The sequence below is a fragment of the Curtobacterium flaccumfaciens genome, from assembly GCF_018598405.1.
GTDB lineage: Bacteria > Actinomycetota > Actinomycetes > Actinomycetales > Microbacteriaceae > Curtobacterium > Curtobacterium aurantiacum.
Genome location: NZ_JAHEWS010000016.1, coordinates 68,824 through 90,747, shown reverse-complemented (window position 1 = coordinate 90,747; position 21,924 = coordinate 68,824). Strand labels below are relative to the sequence as shown.

Sequence of the window (21,924 nt, the reverse complement as noted above, 5' to 3'; positions counted from 1 at the left end):
GCCCCGGCGGAACCGGAACGGGCCGAAGCACCGAAGCGCCGAAGCGCAGCGCCAGTGTCAGTGCGCCGCGGCGGGGACTGACGCCGAACGACATCGTCGTCGTCGTACGACGGCGACATCGTCGCTCCGTGCACGCCCCACCAGTTGCACGCGCGCGGGTACGACCGAGTCGATGTCGTACGACGACGACACCGTCGTTCCACGTCGGCAGCGCATCCCGCACGCACCCCGCCCGCACCCCCGGTTGCGCCGTGTGTCCACGACACTGGCCCACGTCAGGGGTGCAGATTATGGTGGCCCGCATGGCCCCCGTCCTGACCTCACCACTCGTGTCGACGCAGTGGCTCGCAGACCACATCGGTGCTGACGAGCTCGTCGTGCTCGACGCCTCGGTGCACACGGTCGGGGTCGGGTTCGAGACCACCTGGCTGCCCGGACGGGAAGCCCACGAGCAGCGCGGCCACGTCCCCGGCGCCCGCTTCGCCGACCTGATCGACGACTTCTCCGCGCCGGACGCCGACGTCCCGTTCACCCGCCCCGGCGCCGAGCGATTCGAGGCCGCCGCGGCTCAGCTCGGCGTGACGAACACGTCGACGGTCGTGGTCTACGACGACAGCGTCGGCGAGTGGTCGGCACGGCTGTGGTGGATCTTCCGCTCGTTCGGCTTCGACTCGGTCGCGGTGCTCGACGGCGGCTTCCCGAAGTGGCGGGACGAGGGCCGTCCGGTGCGGGTCGGCGCACTCCGTACGCCCGCCGGGCCGACCGACCCCGACGCCGGTGCGTTCCTCGCCGGTGAAGAGCGCGCACTCTGGGCCGACCACGACCGCGTCACCCGTGCTGTCTCGGGCGAAGAGCCGGCCTCCCTGGTGTTCGCCGCGCCCTGGGCCGCCCTCGGTGGCGACCACCCGCCGATCGTCCCGGGCAGCACCCCGATCACCGCGGACACCCTGGTCAACCCTGAGACGAACGCGTACCTGCGTGGCGCCGAACTCGAGAAGGCCTTCGCAGCCGTGATCGGTGCCGACGAGATCGTGACGTACTGCGGCGTGGGCAGCGCCGCGTGCGTCGACGCCCTCGCGCTGACGGTGCTCGGGCACGACCGGGTGAAGGTCTACGACGGCTCGCTGGCCGACTGGTGGCAGCACGAGCAACTCGCCTCCTGACGGCACGGCCGGCCGAGCGAGGACCGGCAGTCGAGCCGCACTACCGTTGCACCATGAGCACCAGACGCGCGGTCATCCTCGGCGGCACCGGCGGGATCGGCTCCGCCGTCGCTCGTGAACTCCTCGACGCCTCGGGCCGGGGCGGCGACGAGTGGCAGGTCGACGTCCTCGCACGCCGAGGTGGCCCCGCCGCGGATGCACTGACGGCCTCCGGCGGCACGTTCACGTCCGGCGACCGCCGCGACCGCTCCGTCCTGCGTGACCTGCTGCGCCCCGGAGCCGACCTGCTCGTCGACACCGTCGGCCTGACCCGCGACGACGCCCAGCAGCTCCTGCCGTTCCTCGACGACGTCGGCTCGACGGTCTTCGTCTCGTCCAAGGCCGTCTACGCCGACGAGCAGGGCCGGCACGCGAACTCGCTCGACAAGCCGATGTTCGGCGGGGCCGTCACCGAGATCCAGCCCACCGTCACAGCGGGCGACGGCGACCCGACGAGCCGTGACGGCTACGGCGCTGCGAAGGTCGCCGCCGAACAGGTCCTCCTCGACCACGGCGCACCCGTCACCGTGCTCCGCCCGTCGAAGGTCTACGGCGTCGGGATCGGCCGCCCGCGGGAGTGGTTCGTCGTCCGCCGGGTGCTCGACGGCCGCGAGCGCGTCCTGTTCGCCGACAAGGGCCGCGGCGTCGACCACACGACGGCCGCGAGCGGCATCGGGTCGCTCGTCCGCCTGGTCGCTGACGCGCCGGACCGCCGGATCCTGAACGTCGCGGACGCCTCGGCCCTGACGGTGCTCGAGATCGCCCGGACGATCGCGGGCCACCTGGACCACCGGTTCGACGAGGTCCTGCTCGACGAGGACGCACCCGCCTTCGTCGGCGGCACACCCTGGTCCTCGCCGTCGCCGTTCGTCCTCGACACCACCGCGGCACGGGCGCTGGGTTGGGAACCGCCGGAGTTCCGGGCCGCCGTCGTCCCGGAACTGGCATGGCTGGTCGAGACCGCCCACACGACGCCCGCCGACGGCGACGTCCCGTGGGCCGACGACCCGTTCTGGGAGCACATGTTCGACTACGGCCCCGAGGACGCCGCACTCGCACTCCTCTCCCTCAACCTGGGCTGACACGGTGCTCCGGTCCGAGGTCCTGTTCATCGGCGGACGCTCCGGGGTGGGCAAGTCAACGGCGGCCGAGGCGCTGCACGACCTCCTCGTCGCGGCGGACGTCCGGCACGCGGTGATCGAGGGCGACCTGCTCGACCTCGCCCACCCGGCACCGCACGTCGAACACCCCGAGGCGCACCTGGCCGAGCGGAACCTGGCCGCCATCTGGGCCGGCTACCGGGCGATCGGTCACCACCGACTCATCTACACGAACACCGTGTCCGTGCTCGAGCACGAGCGCCTCGCTGCGGCGATGGGCGACGATCCGCTGGTGCGCGTCGTCCTGCTCCGCGCATCCGACGACACGACTGCCGACCGGCTCGCACGACGAGCAGGCGGCGAGGTCCCGCAGACGCAGCTCGCGCACAGCACGCGGACGGCCGGGAGGCTCGACTCGGCCACCCCGGACACGGTCACCCGGGTGGACACCGACGGCCAGAGCCCCGCCCAGGTGGCCGTCCAGCTCGCGTCGATCACGGGGTGGCTCGAGCGCTGACCTCCCCGCGCGGCTTGTGCAGAACGGCCGTCCCGTCCACAGATGTCCTCGGGCGGTGGTCCGCCCAGTCGCCGGCGGGCACGCTGGAGCCATGAACGACAACCGCCTCGGCACCTCGGTCAGCCCCTACCTGCGTCTGCACGCCGACAACCCGGTGGACTGGCGCGAGTGGGGTCCCGAGGCCTTCGCCGAAGCCCGCGAGCGCGGTGTCCCGGTGATGGTGTCGGTCGGGTACGCCACGTGCCACTGGTGCCACGTGATGGCCCGCGAGAGCTTCGCGGACCCGGAGATCGGCGAGCTGCTCCGTCATGACTTCGTGTCGGTGAAGGTCGACCGCGAAGAACGGCCGGACGTCGACGCGAGCCTGATGGCCTCGGCGAGCGCGTTCACACAGCAACTCGGTTGGCCACTGACGACGTTCCTGACCCCGGACGGGCACGTCTTCTTCGCGGGGACGTACTTCCCGCCCTCCCCGGTCGGGCAGGTCCCGGCGTTCCGGCAGATCCTGGCGGCGGTGCTCGACGCCTGGACCCAGCGACGGCACGAGGTGGACGCGAACGCCTCGGCCATCGCGACGGCGATCCGGCAGGGCGCCGAGGCGGACGCGACTGCCCGTTCGCGCGAGGGCACCGACGGAGCCGACCCGAGCCTCCCGACGGTCGACGCCATCCGGGCGGTCGTCGACCAGCTGTCCCAGGCGGAAGACACCACCTACGGTGGTTTCGGTGGGGCACCGAAGTTCCCGAGCACGCCGTTGCTCGAGTTCCTCGCCGACGTGGCGGCCGACGGCGACGCCGAGGCCGACGGCCTGCTCGACCGCTCGTTGCACGCGATCCGAGCGTCCGAGCTGACCGACGCCGACGGCGGTGTCTTCCGGTACGCCACGCAGCGTGACTGGAGCGTGCCGCACTACGAGCGCATGCTCTACGACAACGCGGGGCTGCTCGCGGTCGCGGGGGCCGAGCAGGCCCGCGGCATCGCCGACTTCCTCCGAGACACGTTGCGACGTGACGACGGGGCGTTCGTCGCTGCGCAGGACAGCGAGTCGACCATCGACGGACGTCGGGTCGAGGGCGAGTGGTACCGCCGGCCGCTCGCCGAGCGTGCCCAGCTCGACCCGCCACCGCTCGACGACCAGGTGCTGACCGGGTGGAACGGCCTGGCGGTCCGGGGCCTCGCGATCGCCGGCGCACGCCACGGCGATCCCGAACTCGTCGCGCTCGCACGGGGCGCCGCCGACGCGGTCCTCGCCGCCCACGTGCAGGACGCCCACGTCACGGTGCGGTCCAGCACACCGCGCGGGGCGTCCTCCGCGCCCGCCACCATCGAGGACGTCGGACTGCTCGCCGAGGGGCTGCTCGAGCTCGCGCTGGCGACGGGCGAGGCCTGCTACGCGATCGTCGCGCGCTCGCTGGTCGACGACGGACTCGCCGAGCGCTTCGACGTCGACCCGGTGCTCGCCGCCGCGGGCACGTCCACGGGCGAACAGCCGCAGACCGCGATGCGGTCCGGCACCGTTGCGCTGGCGTCGGCCGCCGCGACGCTCGGGGCGCTGACGGGCGACGAGGCACTGCGGGTCGCCGCGGCACGACTCGTCGCCGACCGCGCCCGCACCGGGACCGAGCGCCCCCTCGGCCATGCGGATGCCCTGGGCGTCGCCCTCGCCCTGCAACGACCCTCACGCGAGGTGGTCGTCGTCACGAGCGACGTCGACGACCCGATGCGGGCCGTGGCGTTCCGGGGTCGGCGCCCCGGCACGGTCGTCGTCGCCGCGACCCCGGAACAGGCTCGCGACTGGGCCGCGGAAGGGTTCTCGTTGTTCGAGGGACGCGACGTGCTCGACCCTGCCGCGTACGTCTGCCACGACCGGGTGTGCGAACTGCCGTCCCGGTCAGCTGACGCCCTGGCCCAGCAGATCGCCTGACGCACCAGCCGCCCGGCGCGCCTGTATCCTGGAATGCTCATGTCTTCTCCGCTGCCCGTCATCACGTACCCGCCCGAACTGCCGGTCTCGCAGCGGCGGGACGACATCGCGGCTGCCATCCGTGACAACCAGGTGGTCATCGTCGCCGGGGCCACCGGCTCGGGCAAGACGACGCAGCTGCCGAAGATCTGCCTCGAGCTCGGTCGTGAGCACATCGGGCACACCCAGCCCCGCCGGATCGCGGCGCGGACCATCGCCGAACGTGTGGCGGAAGAACTGGGCGGCGGGGAACTCGGCGGACTCGTCGGCTACCAGGTCCGCTTCACCGACAAGGTGAGCTCCGAGACCCGCGTGAAGCTGATGACCGACGGCATCCTGCTGAACGAGATCCACTTCGACCGCGACCTGAAGCGGTACGACACGATCATCATCGACGAGGCGCACGAGCGGTCCCTCACGATCGACTTCCTGCTGGGCTACCTGAAGCGGCTGCTCCCCCGTCGCCCCGACCTGAAGCTCATCATCACGAGTGCGACGATCGACCCGGGGTCGTTCTCGAAGCACTTCGACGACGCCCCGATCATCGAGGTGTCCGGCCGCACCTACCCGGTCGAGATCCGGTACCGCCCGCTGGTCGCCGAAGACCAGAACGACGACGCCGACGACGAGTCGGACTCGCGCACCGGGGACAGCGGCAACGCGGCCGACGACCGCGACACGCTGCAGGGCATCACCGACGCCCTCGACGAGCTGGCACAGGAGGACCCGGGCGACGTCCTCGTGTTCCTGTCAGGTGAGAACGAGATCCGCGACGCGCAGGACGCGATCGAGGGCAAGCGCTACCCGGGCACCGAGGTCCTGCCGCTGTACGGACGGTTGTCCGCCGCCGACCAGCACCGGGTCTTCGAGCGCCGGCACACCCCGGGCATCCGCCGTCGTGTCGTCCTCGCCACGAACGTCGCCGAGACCTCGCTGACGGTGCCCGGCATCAAGTACGTGATCGACACGGGCACGGCGCGCATCTCCCGGTACTCCCCACGCGCCAAGGTGCAGCGCCTCCCGATCGAGGCGATCTCGCAGGCCAGCGCGAGCCAGCGCTCCGGTCGAGCGGGCCGCACGAGCGCCGGCATCGCGATCCGGCTCTACTCGGAGGACGACTTCGGTCGCCGTCCCGAGTACACCGACCCCGAGATCCTCCGCACGAACCTCGCCGCGGTGATCCTGCAGATGATCTCGCTCGGGTTCGGTGACATCGAGTCGTTCCCGTTCCTGCAGCCGCCGGACAGCCGAGGCGTGAAGGACGGCCTCGACCTGCTGCGCGAACTCCGAGCCGTCGACAAGGACGGTCGCATCACGAAGTCCGGGCGACAGCTCACCCGGCTGCCGATCGACCCCCGCCTCGGTCGCATGGTGCTCGAGGCCGGGCGGCAGGGCGTCGGGCGCGAGGTCATCGCCATCGTCAGCGCCTTGAGCATCCAGGACCCCCGCGAACGCCCGCTCGAGAAGCGTGCGCACGCCGACCAGCTGCACGCCCGGTTCGCCGACCCGACCAGCGACTTCCTCACCCTGCTGAACCTCTGGAACCACATCGAGGAGCAGCAGGAGGACCTGTCGTCGAGCGCGTTCCGACGGTTGTGCAAGGCCGAGTTCCTCAACTACCTGCGCATCCGCGAGTGGCAGGACCTGTACCGGCAGCTCTCCCGCGCCGCCAAGCAGGTCGACGTGCGGGTGGGGCAGGCCCGCTCCGACGACGGCGACGCCGTGCACCGTGCGCTGCTCTCCGGACTCCTCAGCCAGATCGGGCTGCGCGACCGCGAGAAGCGCGACTACCTCGGCTCGCGGAACACCCGGTTCGTGGTGTTCCCGGGCAGTGTCCTGGCGAAGAAGCAGCCCGACGCCGTGATGGCCGCCGAGCTCGTCGAGACCAGTCGGCTGTTCGCCCGGACCGTCGGCCGGATCGACCCCGCCTGGGTGGAGCCGCTCGCCGGCGACCTGCTCAAGCGCACCTACGGTGAGCCGCACTGGGAGAAGAAGCAGGGCGCCGTCGTCGCGTACGAGCGGGTGACCCTGTTCGGCGTCCCGATCGTGCAGCGACGTCGGGTGCAGTACTCGCGGATCGACCCGGAGCACTCCCGCGAGCTCTTCATCCGGCATGCCCTGGTCGAGGGCGAGTGGGACTCGCAGCAGTCCTTCGACCGCGCCAACCGGAAGCTCCGCAAGGAACTCGAGCAGCTCGAGGAGCGCACTCGGCGCCGCGACATCCTGCTCGACGACGAGAACGTCTACGAGTTCTACGACGCCCGCATCCCGGCCGACGTCGCCACCACCCGAGACTTCGAGGGGTGGTGGCGGACGACCCGCCGCGAGCAGCCGGACCTGCTCACGATGCGCCGGTCCGACCTGCTCGACGAATCAGCGGCCGAGGCCGCCGAGGACGACGTCGAGTACCCGACCCAGTGGCGGAGCGGTGACCAGCGCCTCGCCATCCAGTACCGCTTCGAGCCCGGCGCCCAGGACGACGGCGTCAGCGTGCAGGTCCCCCTCGCGCTCTTGCCCCGGATGCGCGAAGAGGGCTTCGACTGGCAGGTCCGGGGCCTCCGCAAGGAACTCGTCACGGCGCTCATCAAGTCGCTGCCGAAGCAGATCCGCAAGAACGTGGTGCCGGCTGCCGACTGGGCTGAGAAGATCGTCGCCGAGCTGCCCGACGACGCCCCCACCGAGCCGACGGAGTCGTTCCGCGCCACGCTCGCCAAGGCGATCCAGCGCATGACCTACGTGCCGGTCTCCGAATCGGACTTCGACCTGTCCCGCGTCCCGGCACACCTGCTGCCGACGTGGGCCGTGGTCGACGAGCGGGGTCGCCGCGTCGAGACCGGCAAGGACCTGTCGGCCTTGCAGACCAAGCTCAAGGACCGGACCCAGCAGAGCGTCGCCTCCGCCACGGCGAAGGGCGCGGGACGGACAGGAGGCGCGGCTCGCGTCGCATCCGCCGGCGCCGGTCGCCCGCTGGAACAGTCCGGGCTCACCGCCTGGCCCGACCAGGACCTGCCGCAGACCCTCGACACCAAGCAGGCGGGTGGCGTCATCCGCGCCTACCCGTCCCTGGTGGAAGAGGGCACCGGTCCGAAGGCCACCGTCGGGGTGCAGCTCCTCGCGACCCCGTCCGACCGGATCGTGACGATGCCAGCCGGGGTCCGTCGCCTGGTGATGCACGCGGTGCCCTCGCCGGTGTCGTACATCCAGTCGCACCTGACCGCCAAGGAGAAGCTCGCGCTCGCCGCCAGCCCCTACCCGTCGACCGCCGCACTGTTCGACGACGTCCTGGCGGCCGTCGTCGACGCCGGCATCCGCCGCGCGCACCCGGACGGCCTGGTCTTCACGAAGGCCGAGTTCGAGTCGGTCCGCGATGCCGTGTCCTCCACCGTCGTCGACACCATGTTCACCGCGGTGTCCGAGGTCGCGGCCGTCCTCGCGGCGCAGCGCTCAGCCGAACGGGCGCTCAAGCAGGCGAACTCGATGTCGCTGCTCGCCGCGCTCAGCGACATGCGGCAGCAGATGGAGCGCCTGGTGTTCCCCGGGTTCGTCGCCGTGGCGGGGCTCGACCGCCTGCGCCGTGTCCGCGTGTACCTGCAGGGCATCGAGGCCCGTGTGCAGAAGCTGCTGCAGAACCCCGGGCGCGACGCGACCTGGATGCGCGAGGTCACCGTGGCGACCGACCGCTACACCGACGCCGGCGGCAACTTCCCGCCCGCCGTCGGCGCGCACCCCGAGCTCGTGCATGCCCGGTGGATGCTCGAGGAGTTCCGACTCAGCCTGTTCGCGCAGGAACTCGGGACCGCCGAGACCGTCTCGTTGCAGCGGATCACGAAGGCCCTGACCGCCGCACGCTGATGGGGCTACCGTTTCGGCCATGATCGGCACACTCGACGTCGTCGTCCTCGACTGCTCGGACACCCGCGCCCTCGCCCGCTTCTACGCCGAGCTGCTCGGCGGGGAGATCGTCGGCGACGACGAGGACTGGGCGGAGATCGCCCTCCCCTTCACCGACCACCGTCCGATCCTGGCCTTCCAGCAGGTCGACGACTACCGGGCGCCCGAGTGGCCCGGTCAGACGGTCCCGCAGCAGAGTCACCTAGACGTGAAGGTCGACGACCTCGACGACGGCGAGGCCGCGGTGCTCGCGATCGGTGCGACGGCTACCGGGTCGGGCACGGAGACGTTCCGCGTCTACCTCGATCCCGCGGGGCACCCGTTCTGCCTCATCCGTCCGTCGGACTGACCGGTTCGGTGGCCAGGCCCTCCACCACGGTGACGTTCGGCAGCGCAGTGAGGGCGGCGCCGGGCAGGAACAGCTTCGCGGCACGACGCCCGGCGCCGATGACGACCTCGGGGGCATCGAGGACGCGCGCGTCGACGTAGAGCGGCCACGACGACGGCAGCCCGATCGGGGTGATGCCGCCGTACTCCATGCCGGTCAACTCGACCGCCTCGTCCATCGGCGCGAAGCTCGCCTTGCGGACGTCGAGCAGCTGCTTCACGACGCGGTTCACGTCGAGCTTCGTCGATGCCAGGACCACACAGGCGGCGTAGCGGACCTCGTCGCCGCGCTTCCCTGCGACGACGATGCAGTTCGCGCCCCCGGCCAGCGGGTAGCCGTAGGCCTCCGAGAAGGCTGCGGTATCGGCCAGGTCGGCGTCGATCGGTGCGCCCTCGATCTTCATGACGACCTCGCTCGGCAACGTGACGAGGGCTTCGGCGACGGGGATGGCCAGGAATCCGGTGGCGACCAGGGCGGGAACACGTTCGAGCGTCGGCATGGCTCCACCGTAGGGAAGCGATCCCGCACGAGGGTGGAGCCATGACCGAACTCCGGGCGATCGACGTCGACCAGTGGCCCCGCCGGGAGCACTTCGAGCACTACCGGCACCGGGTGCCGTGCGCGTACGAGGTGACCGTCGAGCTCGACGTCACCGCCTTCGTCGAACGCGTCCGAGCGACTGGCCGCCGGACCTACCCGTCGCAGCTCTGGGCCATCGCGACCGTGGTGAACCGGCACGACGAGTTCCGGATGCAGCTGCTGGACGACGGCTCCCCCGCCGTGTGGGACCGCGTCCACCCGATGTTCACCGTGTTCCACCCGGACACCGAGACGTTCTCCGCCCTCGTCGTGCCCTACGACGACGACTTCAGCACGTTCCACGACGCTGCGGTGTCGACGATGGCGGAGTACCGGGACGACACCCGGATGTTCCCCCAGGACGACCGGCCCAGCAACGTGTTCGACGTGTCGACCCTGCCGAGAGCATCGTTCACCGGCTTCTCGCTCCAGGTGCGCGACGGCTGGGACCACCTGCTGCCGATCATCACGCTCGGCGGGTACCGGACCGCGGGCGACCGGACGCTGCTGCCGCTGGCGCTGCACATCAACCACGCCGCTGCCGACGGCTTCCACACGACCCGGTTTCTGCACGAGCTCGAGGAGCTTTTCGCCGACCCGTCCTGGCTCAGGTCCTGAGTTCTGTCCGCCGGGGCTTCAACCGCTCGGGGGCGTCGGTCGCCGGGACCCACTCGCACGTGAAGGTCCCCCGGTAGCCGAACAGGAACCCGAACAGCGCGTTGCGCACCTCGAGGTCGACGTGGAACGACTCGTCCTCGTCGGACCAGTACTCGTGCAGCGTGGCCCGGCCGCTGCAGAGCATCGGGAACCGGAAGGCGATCGGCCCCTCGTAGAAGCGCTGGGCCTCCGAGGTGAGCACCAGCCCGCCCCGGTCGTCGACCTCGAGGTCGAGGTCCACCGCGAGGTGCTGGTGCGAACCGAGGTAGTCCAGCACCCGTCCGTCGGCGAGGACCATGGTGGCGTCGAAACGCGCGGTGCGACCAGGCCGGGTCGTGTAGGTGCGCACGAAGGTCACGGTCTCGCGGCCGTGCGCATCCCGGTACGGGTAGTTCTCGATCGTGAACGGCACGTCGTCGCCGACGTCGGGGACCAGGATGTTCCGGAGCCGTCCGATCTGCAGGAACGGCACGGTCCACCACGGACCGCGGCGGATCGACGTCATCACCCCGCGCCCGATGCACGCTTCGGCAGCGTCGAGGCCGACGCCGAACCGCCGTTGCATCATCGGGTGCAACCGCTGGAAGTCGGCGCCGAGCGCCTCCTCGAACACGGAACTCATCGGTGCTCCCCCGGGTCGGGCAGGGCGGCCAGCGTCGCCGGCGCATCGTGCAGGTGGTCGCCCCGTCGGGTGCCGCCACGAGGTGCGCGGGACGACCGGGAGGCCCGTGGCCGGTCCCGGCGCCACACCTGCAGCACACTCGTGAGCGGCCAGCCCTCCGGATCACCACCGCCCTCGAGCCAGACGCGGAGCCGGTCGAAGCTCCACGCCGTCGCCCACCCGAGCAGCGGCCGGACGACGAGGTCGAGCACACCCCACCCGGCGTCGTAGTCGTACCCCGTGATGAACCGGGTGCGGCCGTCGTCGGTCGGGACGTACTTCCAGTACCCGCGGCCGTGCCGGATCGGCGACAGGGGGTCCCGGGTGGAGAAGCGCAGTGCCGACGTCCGTGTGCCGTCCGACCGGCGTCGCTCGCCGATGCTCACACCGGTGCCGTGGACGTCGTGCACGGCTGACCGCCGGACGTAGGTGAAGCGGGCGGCTCCGTCGGTGTCGGCCGGTTCGGGGACGATCTCCGAGAACCGGACGTCCCACCGCACGTGCTGCCGCGGATCCTGCGTCGCAGCCCAGACCCGTTCGACGTCCGCGTCGATGATCGTCTCGACGTAGATGCCCCGGTTGCCCACACCCCGATCGTAGAACCCCACGGGGCAACGGGTCTCCGCTGTGCGACCGGTCCCTGCTGTCGCACCCGTCGTTCCACCGCATCTCCTACGCTGACCCCATGACGTCGCAGTCGGGGTCGGAGCCCCTCGCCCGGAAACGCATCGGTCTCGTCGGCGCGGGCGGCATCTCCGTCGCACACCTGCCCGGACTGCTCCGCCTGGGCGACGTGGTGGTGCACGCTCGCGAGGGCGCCCACGAACTCGTCGCCGCGTTCACCGACACCGCCCGGGCCGAGGGCAGCACGATCACCGTCGCCGACAGCCTCGACGAGCTCCTCGCCGCGGTCGACGTCGTGGACGTGGTGGTCCCGACGCACGCCCACGCCGAGGTCGTCCGCGCGGCGATCGCGGCGGGCAAGGACGTCGTCTCCGAGAAGCCCCTGGCCCGGTCCGACGCGGACGCGGCGGACCTGGCAGCCCGCGCGGCGGACGCTGGCGTGCAGCTCTTCCCGGCCCACGTGGTGCGCTGGTTCCCCGCGTACGCGCGCCTGCACGAGGCCGCGACCACGGGCCTCCTGGGCGACCTGGCGGTGTTGCGGTTCTCACGGTCCGGCGCCTTCCCCACCCACGTCCCGTGGTTCGGTGACCGCGCGTTGTCCGGCGGGATCGTGATGGACCAGATGATCCACGACCTCGACATCGCCCGCTGGGTGGCGGGCGAGGTGACCCGGGTGTCGGCGGTGAGCGTCCGCGCGGGTTCCGAGGCGGAGCCGGTCGAGGCGGCGCACGTCCTGCTCACCCACGAGTCGGGCGCGATCAGCCACGTCGCCGGGCTGTGGGGTCCGCAGCACCTCGCCTTCACGACCGAGTACTCGGTGACGGGGACGCTCGGCAGCCTGTCGCACTCGTCCCGGGCCGAGGAGGACACCCGGAGCGACCTCGCGGCACCCGCTTCCGTGGATGGTTTCCTGCCGACGGTGGACCCGGCGGACGATCCGTACGCGCTGGAGCTCGCCGACTTCCTCGCCGCGTTCGACGGTGGCGCACCGCCCCGGGTGACGGTGGACGACGGCGTCGCTGCGGTGCGCATCGCGAACGCGGCGATCGCCTCGATCGAGTCCGGCCAGCCGGTGGAGGTGTCGCGGTGACGCTCCGGGTCGGGGTGCTCTCCTTCGCCCACACGCACGCCATCAGCTACCTCGGCGCCCTGGCCGCGATGGCCGACGTCGAGGTGCGCGGCACGGACCCGGGCGGCGCCTCGACGGGGACGGAACTCGGCGACCTGCGCGGAGCCGAGCTGGCACGCGCGCTGGGCGCCGGGTACGCGGAATCCGTGGACGAGCTGCTCGCGTGGGGCCCGGACGCGGTGATCGTCACGAGCGAGAACGCTCGGCACCGCGAGTTCGTCGAACTCGCGGCCGCTGCCGGCGCGCACGTGCTCTGCGAGAAGCCGCTCGCGACCTCGTGGCAGGACGGTCTCGCCATCCGCGAGGCGGTCGACCGTGCCGGGGTGCTGCTGATGATGGCGTTCCCGGTGCGCTTTGCCTCGGCGTTCGACCGGCTGCGCGCGATGCGGGACTCGGGAGCACTCGGCACGGTGTTCTCGGTGCGCGGCGCGAACAACGGCATGCTCCCGCTCGCCCGCGACTGGTTCACCGACGAGCGGCTGAGCGGCGGCGGGGCGCTCGTCGACCACGTCGTGCACGTCGCCGACCTGATCGACGGGCTGACCGGGGCGACGCCGGTGTCCGTCACCGCCGTCGCCAACCGGGTGCTGCACGCGGACCGGGCGGGGGCCGAGACCGCGGGCCTGGTGACCATCACGTACGACGACGGCACGATCGCGGCCATCGACTGCTCGTGGAGCCGACCGGACACGTCGCCCGTGTGGGGCGGGGTGACGCTCGACGTCGCCGGGACCGGTGGCACGGTGTCGGTGGACTTCTTCGGGGCGGCTGCTCGCGGGCTCGACGCCGTCGGAGGCCGGCCGATCGAGCTCCGGTACGGGCCCGACCACGACCTGCCGATGCTCCGGACGTTCCTGGCGGCGGTGCGGTCCGGGGAGCAGCCGCAGCCGGACGTCGGGGTCGGGCTCCGGACGCTGTCGATCGTGCTGGCCGCGCAGGAGTCGGTGCGGACGGGCCGGACGGTCCCGGTGCAGGTCGCGGACTGAGCCCGCGCCGCACCGCCGCCGCGCAGCGCACCCGCACCGCCGCCGCCCGCACAGCGCACCCGCACTGCGCCGCGCTGCCCCGCGCTACGCTCGACCCGATGCGCGCAACCGTGCGGGACGTGGCCGCCCTCGCCGGGGTGTCCCCGAAGACCGTCTCCAACGTCGTCAACGGCGGCGTGGTCGTGCGCCCGGAGACCCGCGAACGCGTCGAGCGCGCGGTGGCCGAGCTCGACTACGTGCCGAACCTGTCCGCCCGCGGGCTGCGCAACGGCCGGTCCGGGGCGATCGCACTCACCCTGCCCGAGATGGGGAGCGCCTACTCCGCCGAGCTCGCACAGTCGTTCGTGGAACTCGCCCGCGAACGCGGCTGGGTCGTGCAGCTCGAGCAGACCGCCAACGACCCGGCCCGCGAGCGCGAACTGGTGTCCCGTGCCCGAGCACACCTGGTCGACGGGCTGATCCTCAACCCGGTGTCGCTCAGCGCGAGCGTTCTGGCCTCGACCGAGGGGCTGCCGCCGACGGTCGTCATCGGCGAGGTCGAGCCCGAGCACGTCGACCAGGTGCACGTCGACAGCCGCGCGGCGGCCGAGCAGGTCACCGCGCACCTCATCGCCCACGGGCACCGGCGCATCGCGATCGTCGGCGCGTCACCCGAGGGTGCCGCGACGGCGACGAGCGAACTGCGAGAACGCGGGTACGGCGCCGCCCTCGCCGCCGCCGGGATCACCCCGGACCCGTCGCTCCGGGTCCCGCTGCCGTCGTGGACCACGAGTTCGGCGGCGACGACCTTCGCGGCCTGGCTCGATGAGCACCCCTTGCCCGACGCTGTCTTCGCCTTCACCGACTCGATCGCGTTCGGCGTGCTGCACGTGCTCGCCGCCCGCGGGGTCCGGGTGCCGGAGCAGGTCAGCGTCATCGGGTTCGACGACGTGGACGGCGCCGCGTACGCGATCCCGTCGCTCAGCACGGTGTCGTTCGACCGGCGGGCCTTCGCGACGGCGGCGCTCGACCTGCTGACCCGGCGCATCGCCGACCGTGGCGCGCCGCCCGAGACCGTCGTCGTGCCGCACCGCATCGTCGAGCGCGCGAGCGTCGGCGACCGCTGAGCGGTGACCGCCGCCCGCGACCGCTGACCGCCGACGCCGTTTCGCGCTGACCGACACGTCACGCGGTCGCGCGCCCGTGATCTGTCGCTCAGCGCGAAAGACCGCCAGAGCCGCCAGAGCCCCCGCCGCCGCCAGAGCCCCCGCCGCCGTCGCCGCGCGGGTCCGCCGCCGCCAGCACCGCCGACCGCGTCCGCGCGTCGCCGAGGATCCGGAAGTGCCCACCCACCGGAAGCCGCACGTTCGTCGCACCCCGGAGCTCACTGCCCTCCGGGATGAGCGTGTCGAACACCCCGTACACCGACGTGATCCGCGCGTTGGCGTCGAGTTCCCGCGCGAGCCCCGCGATCACCGGGTCCGCCGCGCGGAAGGCCCGCAGGTGCGGCACCGGCGCGAGCCGCGCGTACACCGAGCCCGCGAAGGGCGTGGACACCGCGACCATCCGGTCGATCCGTTCGTGCTGGTCGAGCTGCGTCATCGCGTACTTCCCGATCAGCCCGCCCTTGCTGTGTGCGAGCACGAGCACGTTCCGCAGGTCCTGTTCCCGCAGGTACGCCACCACCTCGCGCGCCGAGTCCGGCACCGGTCGCAGGTTGTGCCGGAGCACCGGCAGCACGTGCACCGGGTGCCCCCGGTCGTGCAGCGCGTCCATCAGCGGCCGCATGAAGTGCCAGGTCTCGTAGACACCGGGGACCACGACGACGGCCTGCCCGTCGCCGGTCCGGTAGTCGTCCGCGGTGGTCGGACCGAGGCTCCGCACCTGCCACCTGGCCGCGTACCCCCAGTCGAGTGCGGCCCACCACGCGCGTCGCACCAGTGGGACACGGGCTGGAGGCCCGGTCTGCTCCGTCCGCGCAGCCCCCGTCCCCGACGTGGTCGGCCGGGTCATCGCAGCCCCTCCAGGCGCTCGGCGCCGCGGAACGTCTCGACCAGCCGTGCGAACGCGGCCGGCTGCCGCTCCTGCACGTGGTGCGGCCCCGCCAGCTCGACGAAGGTGCCGTTCGGCGCCGCGGCGGCGACCCGGGCCGACCAGTCGTGCCGCGCGATCGGGTCCTGGGTGCCGCGGACGACGAGGACGGGCTGCGTGACCTCGGTGATCGTCTGCTCGGTCGGGTAGCGGAGCATCGGCCGGAGCTCCCGGGTGTACTGCCGCACGCTCCGCAGGTAGTCGGTGACCAGCACCGCGTTCATCCGGACACCCTCGACGAACCCGTCGCGGCCCAGGTCGAGCGCCTGCAGGGCGAGGGAGCGCCGCTCCGCCGCGATCACGGGCCCGACGAGCACGATCCCGGCGACCGCACCGGGGTGTCGCCGCGCGGACTCGACCACGACCTGGGCGCCCATCGACTGCCCGACGAGCACCAGATCGCCGTCGACCAGGTGCCGGACGGCCCGCACGACCACGTCGCCGAGCTCCTCGATCGACAGCCGGCGCCCGGCGGCGGGCAACCAGCCGAACCCCGGCAGGTCGACGCTGATCGTGTGGTGGGTCGCGGCGACGGCACGCTGTGACCGGGCGAAGGACCGGTGGGACATCCCGATGCCGTGGACGAACACGACGGTGGGGTCAGTGCCGTCTCGGAGCGGTTCTCTGGACGCCATGGTGTGCAGGCGCACGGGCAACCCGTCGATCCGGACGGTCTCCACAGCAGCGCGCACGAGCCGAGGCTACGCGGCGGTTCGCAGCACCGGGTCAGCCTCGTCATCGGCTGCACATAGCCGGGCCGTGTGCACTCCTGACATGAGCGACACCACTCCCACCAACGGCCACCAGCCGGACGGCTCCGACCGGGCTCCCCAGGCGACGACGCCGACCGGTTGGGGCGCCGCACCGACCCCGACGTCGACTTCCACGCTCGACGCCCCCGCGCCGCAACAACAGCAGCAGCAGCGCGCGGACGCCGGCGCCAGGACCCCGGGTGCCTGGGACTCCGCCGCCCCGAACGGCACCACGCCCTGGTACGGCGCCGGAACTGCGACCGACCGCCGCAGCCCAGGCCCGAAGCCGCCGTGGTTCTGGCCCCTGCTGGCGGCGATCGTCGGACTCGCAGCACTGCTCGTCGGCGGTGGTGTCGGGTTCGCCGTCGGCCACGCGATCGGGGCGGACCGGTCGCAGTCGACGACCCAGGTGCCCGGTACGAACCGGTTCCCGGGCAACGGCACCGGGCAGGCCCCCGGCAGCAGCACCGACGGCACCAGCGACGGCAGCACGGACTCCGGCACGGGCAGCTGACCCGGCGGTACGATCCGGAGCATGCGGAAGACCACTGCCGGTCTGTTCACGTCGGTCGACGGCGTCGTGCAGGACCCCTACGAGTTCCAGTACGACAGCTTCGACGACGAGCTCGGCGCGGCGATGACTGCCTGGATGACCCGGACCGACACCGTGCTCCTGGGGCGGAACAGCTACCTGGAGTGGTCCGAGTGGTGGCCCGCCCACGCCGACGATCCGTTCGGCCAGTGGATCAACCCGATCGAGAAGCACGTGGCGTCGACGACGCTCGGCGACGACCTGACCTGGCAGAACAGCACCCGGATCCCCGGTGACGTCCCGACGTTCGTCCGCGAGCTGCAGGAGCGCGACGGCGCCGACATCGCCGTGTGCGGCAGTGTCACCCTCGTCCGGAGCCTGCTGTTCGCCGGGGTCCTCGACGAACTGCAGCTCATGATCCACCCGGCGATCGCCGGCCGTGGCCGGCGACTGTTCGAACCGACCGACTCGCCCACGCGCCTGCGTCTGGTCGACAGCACCGTGACGAGCAAGGGCAACGTGCTGAACACCTACGGGCGGTTCGACGCCTGACGGACGCACCACGGGCCTCCCGGCCCCGCACCCGTCATGCGCCCCGGCCAACCGCGCGTACCCTCGTGGGTGACCACACGCACCCGAGGAACACCGGAGCAAGCATGACCCAGGACACCCGCCCGCACGTCGTCATCGTCGGCGGTGGATTCGCCGGTGTGGCCGCCATGCGCGAGCTCGCCGATGCGCCGGTCCGGGTGACCCTGGTCGACCGCCACGTCTACAACATGTTCCAGCCCCTGATGTACCAGGTGGCGACGGGTGGCCTGAACGCCGGCGACGTGACGTACTTCCTGCGCTCGCTCCGTGCCCGCCAGTCGAACGCCGAGTTCCGTCACGGCCTGCTCACCGGCATCCGCACCGACGAGCGCATCGCCGAGATGTCCGACGGCGAGCACCTGCACTACGACTACCTGATCCTCGCCAACGGCGTGAACACCAGCTACTTCGGCACCCCGGGGGCGTACGAGTACGCGTACTCGATGTACTCCCGCTCGCAGGCGCTCCGCATCCGCGACGAGCTGTTCACCCGCCTCGAGGAAGCGGCGGCGAACCAGGGCCCCGACGAGATCCGGATCGTCATCGTCGGCGGCGGTGCGACCGGCGTCGAGATGGCCGGCGCCCTCGCCGAGCTCCGCGACCAGGCGCTCGTCGGCGCGTACCCGGAGATCGAACGCGGCAACATCTCGATCACCCTCGTGCACCGCAGCGGTGAGCTCCTCAAGCCGTTCGCCCCGCGCCTGCGCCGCTACGCCGCCAAGGTGCTGCGCAAGCGCGGCGTCGTGCTCCGGCTGAACACCGGCGTCTCCGAGGTCAAGCGCGACGGCGTGATGACCGCGGACGGCGAGTTCATCCCCGCGTCGCAGGTGGTCTGGGCGACCGGCGTCGCCGCCCACAAGGAGGTCTCCGGCTGGGGCCTGCCGCAGACCCACGGTGGTCGCATCCAGGTGAACGACGACCTCAGCGTGAAGGGTGCCGAGCGGATCTTCTCGGCAGGCGACATCGCCGCGCAGGACGACGCCCTCGCCCAGCTCGCACAGCCCGCGCTGCAGGGCGGCCGGCACTCCGCACGGCAGATCGTGCGCCTGCTCGAGGGCAAGGCCACCGAGCGCTTCAAGTACTTCGACAAGGGCACGATGGCGACCATCGGCACGAACGCCGCGGTCGCCCAGCTCCGCGGCGGGATCACGATGGTCGGCCCGATCGCCTGGCTCGCCTGGGTGTTCGTGCACATCACGAGCCTGCTCGGCGCCGGCAACCGGATGTCGACCCTGACGCACTTCTTCGTCCGCTACGTGTGGTTCATGCGGAAGCGCTCGATCCCGATCGTCGGCGACGTCCGCCCGGTCCGCCCGAACGGCGACCGCGAGCCGGACCCCTGGCAGCTGCAGAAGGCCGAGTAGTCACGCACGCTCGCACGCTCGCTTCGTGAGCAGGAACGGTCGGGTCCGCACGTCGGACCCGACCGTTCCTGCTCACGGTGTGCGTGCGGTGGACGCGGGACGCGACGGCCCGGAGGCGCGGTGCGGGCCGGTCACGGGCCTCCCGGCCGGGGCGTGGTGCGCGGGGCTGGCGCCGACGCGTGGCCCGGACCGTGAGACCGGCCGACGCGGAGCGACGATGTCGCTGTCGTCCGACAGCGGCATGGTCGCTGCGCGCGCTGCGAAACAATCCGCGCGTGCAACGAACGACGTTGTCGCTGTCGTGCGACGTCGACACTGTCGACCGGCGTCGGCCCCGACGAGCCTGGTGCACCCCGCTCGTTGAGACTCCTCTTACCCGCGAGGAGGACCCTGGTCGGTGACACGGAACCGAGCACCGCGGGGAGGGACCATGGCGACGACCACGCTGACGCACGCGCCGACGCAGGCGCAGCCACAGCACCGTCCGGCCGTCCCGGAGCACTCCGGGGCGGGGACCCAGCAGGCTCCACCACCCCCGTTGACGTACCGCGCACCCGCGCTCGACGGGCTCCGCACCGTCGCCATCCTGATCGTCGTCCTGTACCACCTGCACGTCCCGCAGTTCGAGGGCGGGTTCATCGGCGTGACGGTCTTCTTCGTGCTGTCCGGCTTCCTCATCACGACGCTGCTGCTCGGCGAACGGCGTCGCACCGGGCGGGTGCGGCTCGGCACGTTCTGGGTGAAGCGACTGCTCCGGCTCTACCCGGCACTGCTCGCGTTCGTCGTCGTCGGGCTCCTGCTCTGGAACTGGGTCGGTGACTACAAGGGCGCTTCGCTGCAGTCCGGCGAAGCGGCCTTCATCGCGCTGACCTACACGGGCAACCTGTTCCGCGCGTTCTGGGACACCTCGCAGGGCGTCTTCGCGCACACGTGGAGCCTGTCGATGGAGGAGCAGTTCTACCTGGTCTGGCCGCCGGTCCTGGTGCTGCTCGCCGTGCTCCGGGTCCGTCGTCGGTGGCTCCTGGCCGGGCTCGGTGTCCTGGTCGTCGGGGCCTCGGCTGCGTCGTGGGCGAGCTACCGGACCCCGAGCGGCGGTGCAACGCCCGACGTCTACTTCTCGCCCGTGCTCGGGGTCGTGCCGCTCGCGATCGGCTGCGGGCTCGCCCTGCTGCTCGACGACGAACGGGTGCGGGTGCGCGCCGCCGGGGTCCTCGGGCACGTGGCGACCTGGCTCGGTCTCGTGCTGCTGGTCGGGGTGCTGCTCGGGATCGACGACGACTGGACGCAGCACGCGTCGACGTTCGGGGTCGTGCTGCCGCTGACGGGGCTGATCTCGGCGTTGCTCATCGGCGGACTGGTCTCGGTCCGCTCCCCCGCGTCCGCTGCCCTGGCCTGGACGCCGGCGTCGTGGTTCGGCCGACGGGTGTCGTACTCGGCGTACCTGTGGCACCCGCTGGTGATCGCGCTGCTCGGGACGTTCGCGATCGGCCCGTGGGGCACGGCCGGCTTGGTCGGCGCGGTGGTGATCGTGTCGATCGGCGCCGCCTACGCCGTCGAGGTGCCGGTTGAGCGGTTCCGCGCACGGGTCCGCCGCGCCCGCGCGCAGCGCATCGAGTGAGCAGAACACGTCGCCTACTGCCCGCTGACCCGACATCTCCTGCTCACTGAACGCTGCGGCGAACGGTCACCGTAGGCTCACCTCGTGCCCACCGAACGCGTCGACGTCCTGGTCGTCGGCGGCGGACCCGTCGGGCTGTTCCTCGCGGCACTGCTCGCCGCACGGGGCGTCGACGTCCGGGTGTGGGAACGCCGATCCGAGCCCCCGACCGGTTCGCGGGCCATCGGCATCCACCCGCCGTCCCTCGACGCGTTCGCCGCGATCGGTCTGGACGCTCCGATCGTCGCCGAGGCGTCGCTGGTCCGTGCCGGTGTGGCCCGGAGCCGCGGTCGCACCCTCGGAGCCCTGTCCTTCGACCGTGCGTCGCCGACCCATCCCTACGTCGCCACCCTCGACCAGCACCGCACCGAGTCGCTCCTGCGCGACCGGCTCGACGCGGCGGCGCCCACGGCCCTGCGCACCGGGACCTCCCTGACCGCGCTGTCCCGCCACACCGATCACGTCGACGTCACCGGGACCGGACCGGACGGCGACACCGTCACGGTCCGTACGGCCTTCGTCGTCGGGGCCGACGGTGCGCGGAGCATCGTCCGCGACCTGCTCGGCATCGGCACCACCGGTCGCGAGTACCCCGACCGCTACGTGATGGGCGACTTCGCCGACCCGGAGGAGCCGTCTGCCCGCTCAGCCGCACTCGTCGACGTCGGTCCGTCCGGCGTCGTCGAGTCGTTCCCCCTGCCCGGCGGACGTCGCCGGTACGTCGCCCTGGTGCCCGACGACGCGGACTTCGCCTCGGCGGAGGGCAGCGCGGGTCCCGCCGACACCGACGTCGCAGCCCGCCTGGCCGCACTCGTCGCGGAGCGCACCGGTGTCGTGCCGGACGCCGCGAGTTGCTCGATGACCAGCGGCTTCCGGGTCCGCCGCCGCACCGCCGACCGCGTGGGCGCCGGCCGGGTCGTGCTCGTCGGCGACGCCGCCCACGAGATTAGCCCGATCGGCGGGCAGGGCATGAACCTCGGGTGGCTCGACGCCGCCGAGTTGGCGCCGCTGCTGGCGGGTGCGGTCCGCACCGGTGTCGCCGGTCCGTGGCCGGGCTACGCCGCCCGACGACAGGCGTCCGCCCGACGCGCGGCACGGCAGGCCGAGGTGAACATGGCACTCGGCCGTCCGCTCGGCCCCGTCGCGGCGACCGGCCGGGAGGCGCTGCTCCGGACCGCCCTGTCGCTGCCGACCGCGCACGGCCTGGCCCGGCTCTACGCGATGCGCTGGGCCTGACGGCTCGCGTCCGGCGCTCAGCACG

General features: G+C 72.2%; 20 protein-coding genes. 15 read left to right on the top strand and 5 right to left on the bottom strand.

Features of this window, described 5'->3' with window-relative positions; genetic code table 11:
* Positions 1 to 302: 302 nt before the first annotated feature.
* The 6 genes from KK097_RS11680 (at position 303) to KK097_RS11655 (ending at position 9,022) form a co-directional block, all read left to right on the top strand.
* Positions 303 to 1,163 (top strand): sulfurtransferase, encoded by an 861-nt coding sequence (locus tag KK097_RS11680; protein WP_214544897.1) that lies wholly within the window; start codon positions 303 to 305, stop codon positions 1,161 to 1,163.
* Between the two features lie 53 nt (positions 1,164 to 1,216).
* On the top strand, positions 1,217 to 2,284 hold the full coding sequence (locus tag KK097_RS11675; protein ID WP_214544895.1) for an NAD-dependent epimerase/dehydratase family protein: 1,068 nt from the start codon (positions 1,217 to 1,219) through the stop codon (positions 2,282 to 2,284).
* 4 nt (positions 2,285 to 2,288) lie between these two features.
* On the top strand, positions 2,289 to 2,819 hold the full coding sequence (locus KK097_RS11670; RefSeq protein ID WP_214544893.1) for an AAA family ATPase: 531 nt from the start codon (positions 2,289 to 2,291) through the stop codon (positions 2,817 to 2,819).
* Positions 2,820 to 2,910: 91 nt separating this feature from the next.
* Complete coding sequence (locus KK097_RS11665; protein ID WP_214544891.1) at positions 2,911 to 4,743, top strand: thioredoxin domain-containing protein; 1,833 nt, start codon at positions 2,911 to 2,913, stop codon at positions 4,741 to 4,743.
* A gap of 39 nt (positions 4,744 to 4,782) precedes the next feature.
* Complete coding sequence (gene hrpA, locus KK097_RS11660) at positions 4,783 to 8,634, top strand: ATP-dependent RNA helicase HrpA (protein ID WP_214544889.1); 3,852 nt, start codon at positions 4,783 to 4,785, stop codon at positions 8,632 to 8,634.
* A 19-nt stretch (positions 8,635 to 8,653) separates the two neighbouring features.
* Entirely contained in the window at positions 8,654 to 9,022 is a 369-nt protein-coding gene (locus KK097_RS11655) for a VOC family protein (RefSeq protein WP_214530741.1), read from the top strand.
* Here the strand turns inward: KK097_RS11655 and KK097_RS11650 are convergent.
* Positions 9,003 to 9,560 (bottom strand): YbaK/EbsC family protein, encoded by a 558-nt coding sequence (locus KK097_RS11650; RefSeq protein ID WP_214544887.1) that lies wholly within the window; start codon positions 9,558 to 9,560, stop codon positions 9,003 to 9,005. The genes KK097_RS11655 and KK097_RS11650 overlap by 20 nt on opposite strands.
* Before the next feature lie 41 nt (positions 9,561 to 9,601).
* Between KK097_RS11650 and KK097_RS11645 the strand changes: the two genes are divergently transcribed.
* The gene (locus KK097_RS11645; RefSeq protein ID WP_214544885.1) at positions 9,602 to 10,258 is read left to right on the top strand and encodes a CatA-like O-acetyltransferase; all 657 of its coding nucleotides are present in this window, start codon (positions 9,602 to 9,604) and stop codon (positions 10,256 to 10,258) included.
* Here KK097_RS11645 and KK097_RS11640 read toward each other — a convergent pair.
* On the bottom strand, positions 10,248 to 10,919 hold the full coding sequence (locus tag KK097_RS11640; RefSeq protein WP_214544884.1) for a DUF4166 domain-containing protein: 672 nt from the start codon (positions 10,917 to 10,919) through the stop codon (positions 10,248 to 10,250). The genes KK097_RS11645 and KK097_RS11640 overlap by 11 nt on opposite strands.
* Positions 10,916 to 11,545, bottom strand: coding sequence for an SRPBCC family protein (locus KK097_RS11635; protein ID WP_250896671.1), 630 nt, complete (start codon positions 11,543 to 11,545; stop codon positions 10,916 to 10,918). Before KK097_RS11635 ends, KK097_RS11640 begins: the two co-directional genes overlap by 4 nt.
* Before the next feature lie 98 nt (positions 11,546 to 11,643).
* Between KK097_RS11635 and KK097_RS11630 the strand changes: the two genes are divergently transcribed.
* The 3 genes from KK097_RS11630 (at position 11,644) to KK097_RS11620 (ending at position 14,803) form a co-directional block, all read left to right on the top strand.
* A complete protein-coding gene (locus KK097_RS11630) occupies positions 11,644 to 12,672 on the top strand; it encodes a Gfo/Idh/MocA family protein (RefSeq protein ID WP_214544882.1) in 1,029 nt (342 codons plus the stop codon).
* Positions 12,669 to 13,697, top strand: coding sequence for a Gfo/Idh/MocA family protein (locus KK097_RS11625; RefSeq protein WP_214544880.1), 1,029 nt, complete (start codon positions 12,669 to 12,671; stop codon positions 13,695 to 13,697). The genes KK097_RS11630 and KK097_RS11625 overlap by 4 nt, the downstream gene beginning before the upstream one ends.
* A gap of 98 nt (positions 13,698 to 13,795) precedes the next feature.
* Entirely contained in the window at positions 13,796 to 14,803 is a 1,008-nt protein-coding gene (locus KK097_RS11620; RefSeq protein ID WP_214544878.1) for a LacI family DNA-binding transcriptional regulator, read from the top strand.
* 88 nt (positions 14,804 to 14,891) lie between these two features.
* Here KK097_RS11620 and KK097_RS11615 read toward each other — a convergent pair whose 3' ends face one another.
* Positions 14,892 to 15,689, bottom strand: coding sequence for an esterase/lipase family protein (locus tag KK097_RS11615; protein WP_250896670.1), 798 nt, complete (start codon positions 15,687 to 15,689; stop codon positions 14,892 to 14,894).
* The gene (locus KK097_RS11610; protein ID WP_214530748.1) at positions 15,686 to 16,459 is read right to left on the bottom strand and encodes an alpha/beta fold hydrolase; all 774 of its coding nucleotides are present in this window, start codon (positions 16,457 to 16,459) and stop codon (positions 15,686 to 15,688) included. Before KK097_RS11610 ends, KK097_RS11615 begins: the two co-directional genes overlap by 4 nt.
* An 82-nt stretch (positions 16,460 to 16,541) precedes the next feature.
* Between KK097_RS11610 and KK097_RS11605 the strand changes: the two genes are divergently transcribed.
* From KK097_RS11605 to KK097_RS11585, 5 genes are all read left to right on the top strand, one after another.
* Positions 16,542 to 17,033 (top strand): hypothetical protein, encoded by a 492-nt coding sequence (locus KK097_RS11605; RefSeq protein WP_214544877.1) that lies wholly within the window; start codon positions 16,542 to 16,544, stop codon positions 17,031 to 17,033.
* Between the two features lie 21 nt (positions 17,034 to 17,054).
* The gene (locus tag KK097_RS11600) at positions 17,055 to 17,603 is read left to right on the top strand and encodes a dihydrofolate reductase family protein (protein ID WP_214530750.1); all 549 of its coding nucleotides are present in this window, start codon (positions 17,055 to 17,057) and stop codon (positions 17,601 to 17,603) included.
* Positions 17,604 to 17,707: 104 nt separating this feature from the next.
* Positions 17,708 to 19,006, top strand: coding sequence for an NAD(P)/FAD-dependent oxidoreductase (locus tag KK097_RS11595; protein ID WP_214530751.1), 1,299 nt, complete (start codon positions 17,708 to 17,710; stop codon positions 19,004 to 19,006).
* Positions 19,007 to 19,436: 430 nt separating this feature from the next.
* Positions 19,437 to 20,624 (top strand): acyltransferase family protein, encoded by a 1,188-nt coding sequence (locus KK097_RS11590; protein ID WP_214544876.1) that lies wholly within the window; start codon positions 19,437 to 19,439, stop codon positions 20,622 to 20,624.
* An 84-nt stretch (positions 20,625 to 20,708) separates the two neighbouring features.
* Positions 20,709 to 21,899: an FAD-dependent oxidoreductase gene (locus tag KK097_RS11585; RefSeq protein WP_214544875.1), complete on the top strand. Its 1,191-nt coding sequence runs from the start codon at positions 20,709 to 20,711 to the stop codon at positions 21,897 to 21,899.
* The last annotated feature ends 25 nt before the right edge of the window (positions 21,900 to 21,924 follow it).

Bases quoted from the DNA above. Each gene is read 5' to 3' on its own strand.
- KK097_RS11630 (WP_214544882.1), top strand. From the start codon at position 11,644: ATGACGTCGCAGTCGGGGTCGGAGCCCCTCGCCCGGAAACGCATCGGT.
- KK097_RS11620 (WP_214544878.1), top strand. From the start codon at position 13,796: ATGCGCGCAACCGTGCGGGACGTGGCCGCCCTCGCCGGGGTGTCCCCG.
- KK097_RS11650 (WP_214544887.1), bottom strand. From the start codon at position 9,560: ATGCCGACGCTCGAACGTGTTCCCGCCCTGGTCGCCACCGGATTCCTG.
- KK097_RS11605 (WP_214544877.1), top strand. From the start codon at position 16,542: ATGAGCGACACCACTCCCACCAACGGCCACCAGCCGGACGGCTCCGAC.
- KK097_RS11615 (WP_250896670.1), bottom strand. From the start codon at position 15,689: ATGACCCGGCCGACCACGTCGGGGACGGGGGCTGCGCGGACGGAGCAG.
- KK097_RS11600 (WP_214530750.1), top strand. From the start codon at position 17,055: ATGCGGAAGACCACTGCCGGTCTGTTCACGTCGGTCGACGGCGTCGTG.
- KK097_RS11640 (WP_214544884.1), bottom strand. From the start codon at position 10,919: ATGAGTTCCGTGTTCGAGGAGGCGCTCGGCGCCGACTTCCAGCGGTTG.
- KK097_RS11595 (WP_214530751.1), top strand. From the start codon at position 17,708: ATGACCCAGGACACCCGCCCGCACGTCGTCATCGTCGGCGGTGGATTC.
- KK097_RS11590 (WP_214544876.1), top strand. From the start codon at position 19,437: ATGGCGACGACCACGCTGACGCACGCGCCGACGCAGGCGCAGCCACAG.
- KK097_RS11675 (WP_214544895.1), top strand. From the start codon at position 1,217: ATGAGCACCAGACGCGCGGTCATCCTCGGCGGCACCGGCGGGATCGGC.
- KK097_RS11680 (WP_214544897.1), top strand. From the start codon at position 303: ATGGCCCCCGTCCTGACCTCACCACTCGTGTCGACGCAGTGGCTCGCA.
- KK097_RS11665 (WP_214544891.1), top strand. From the start codon at position 2,911: ATGAACGACAACCGCCTCGGCACCTCGGTCAGCCCCTACCTGCGTCTG.
- KK097_RS11645 (WP_214544885.1), top strand. From the start codon at position 9,602: ATGACCGAACTCCGGGCGATCGACGTCGACCAGTGGCCCCGCCGGGAG.
- hrpA (WP_214544889.1), top strand. From the start codon at position 4,783: ATGTCTTCTCCGCTGCCCGTCATCACGTACCCGCCCGAACTGCCGGTC.
- KK097_RS11655 (WP_214530741.1), top strand. From the start codon at position 8,654: ATGATCGGCACACTCGACGTCGTCGTCCTCGACTGCTCGGACACCCGC.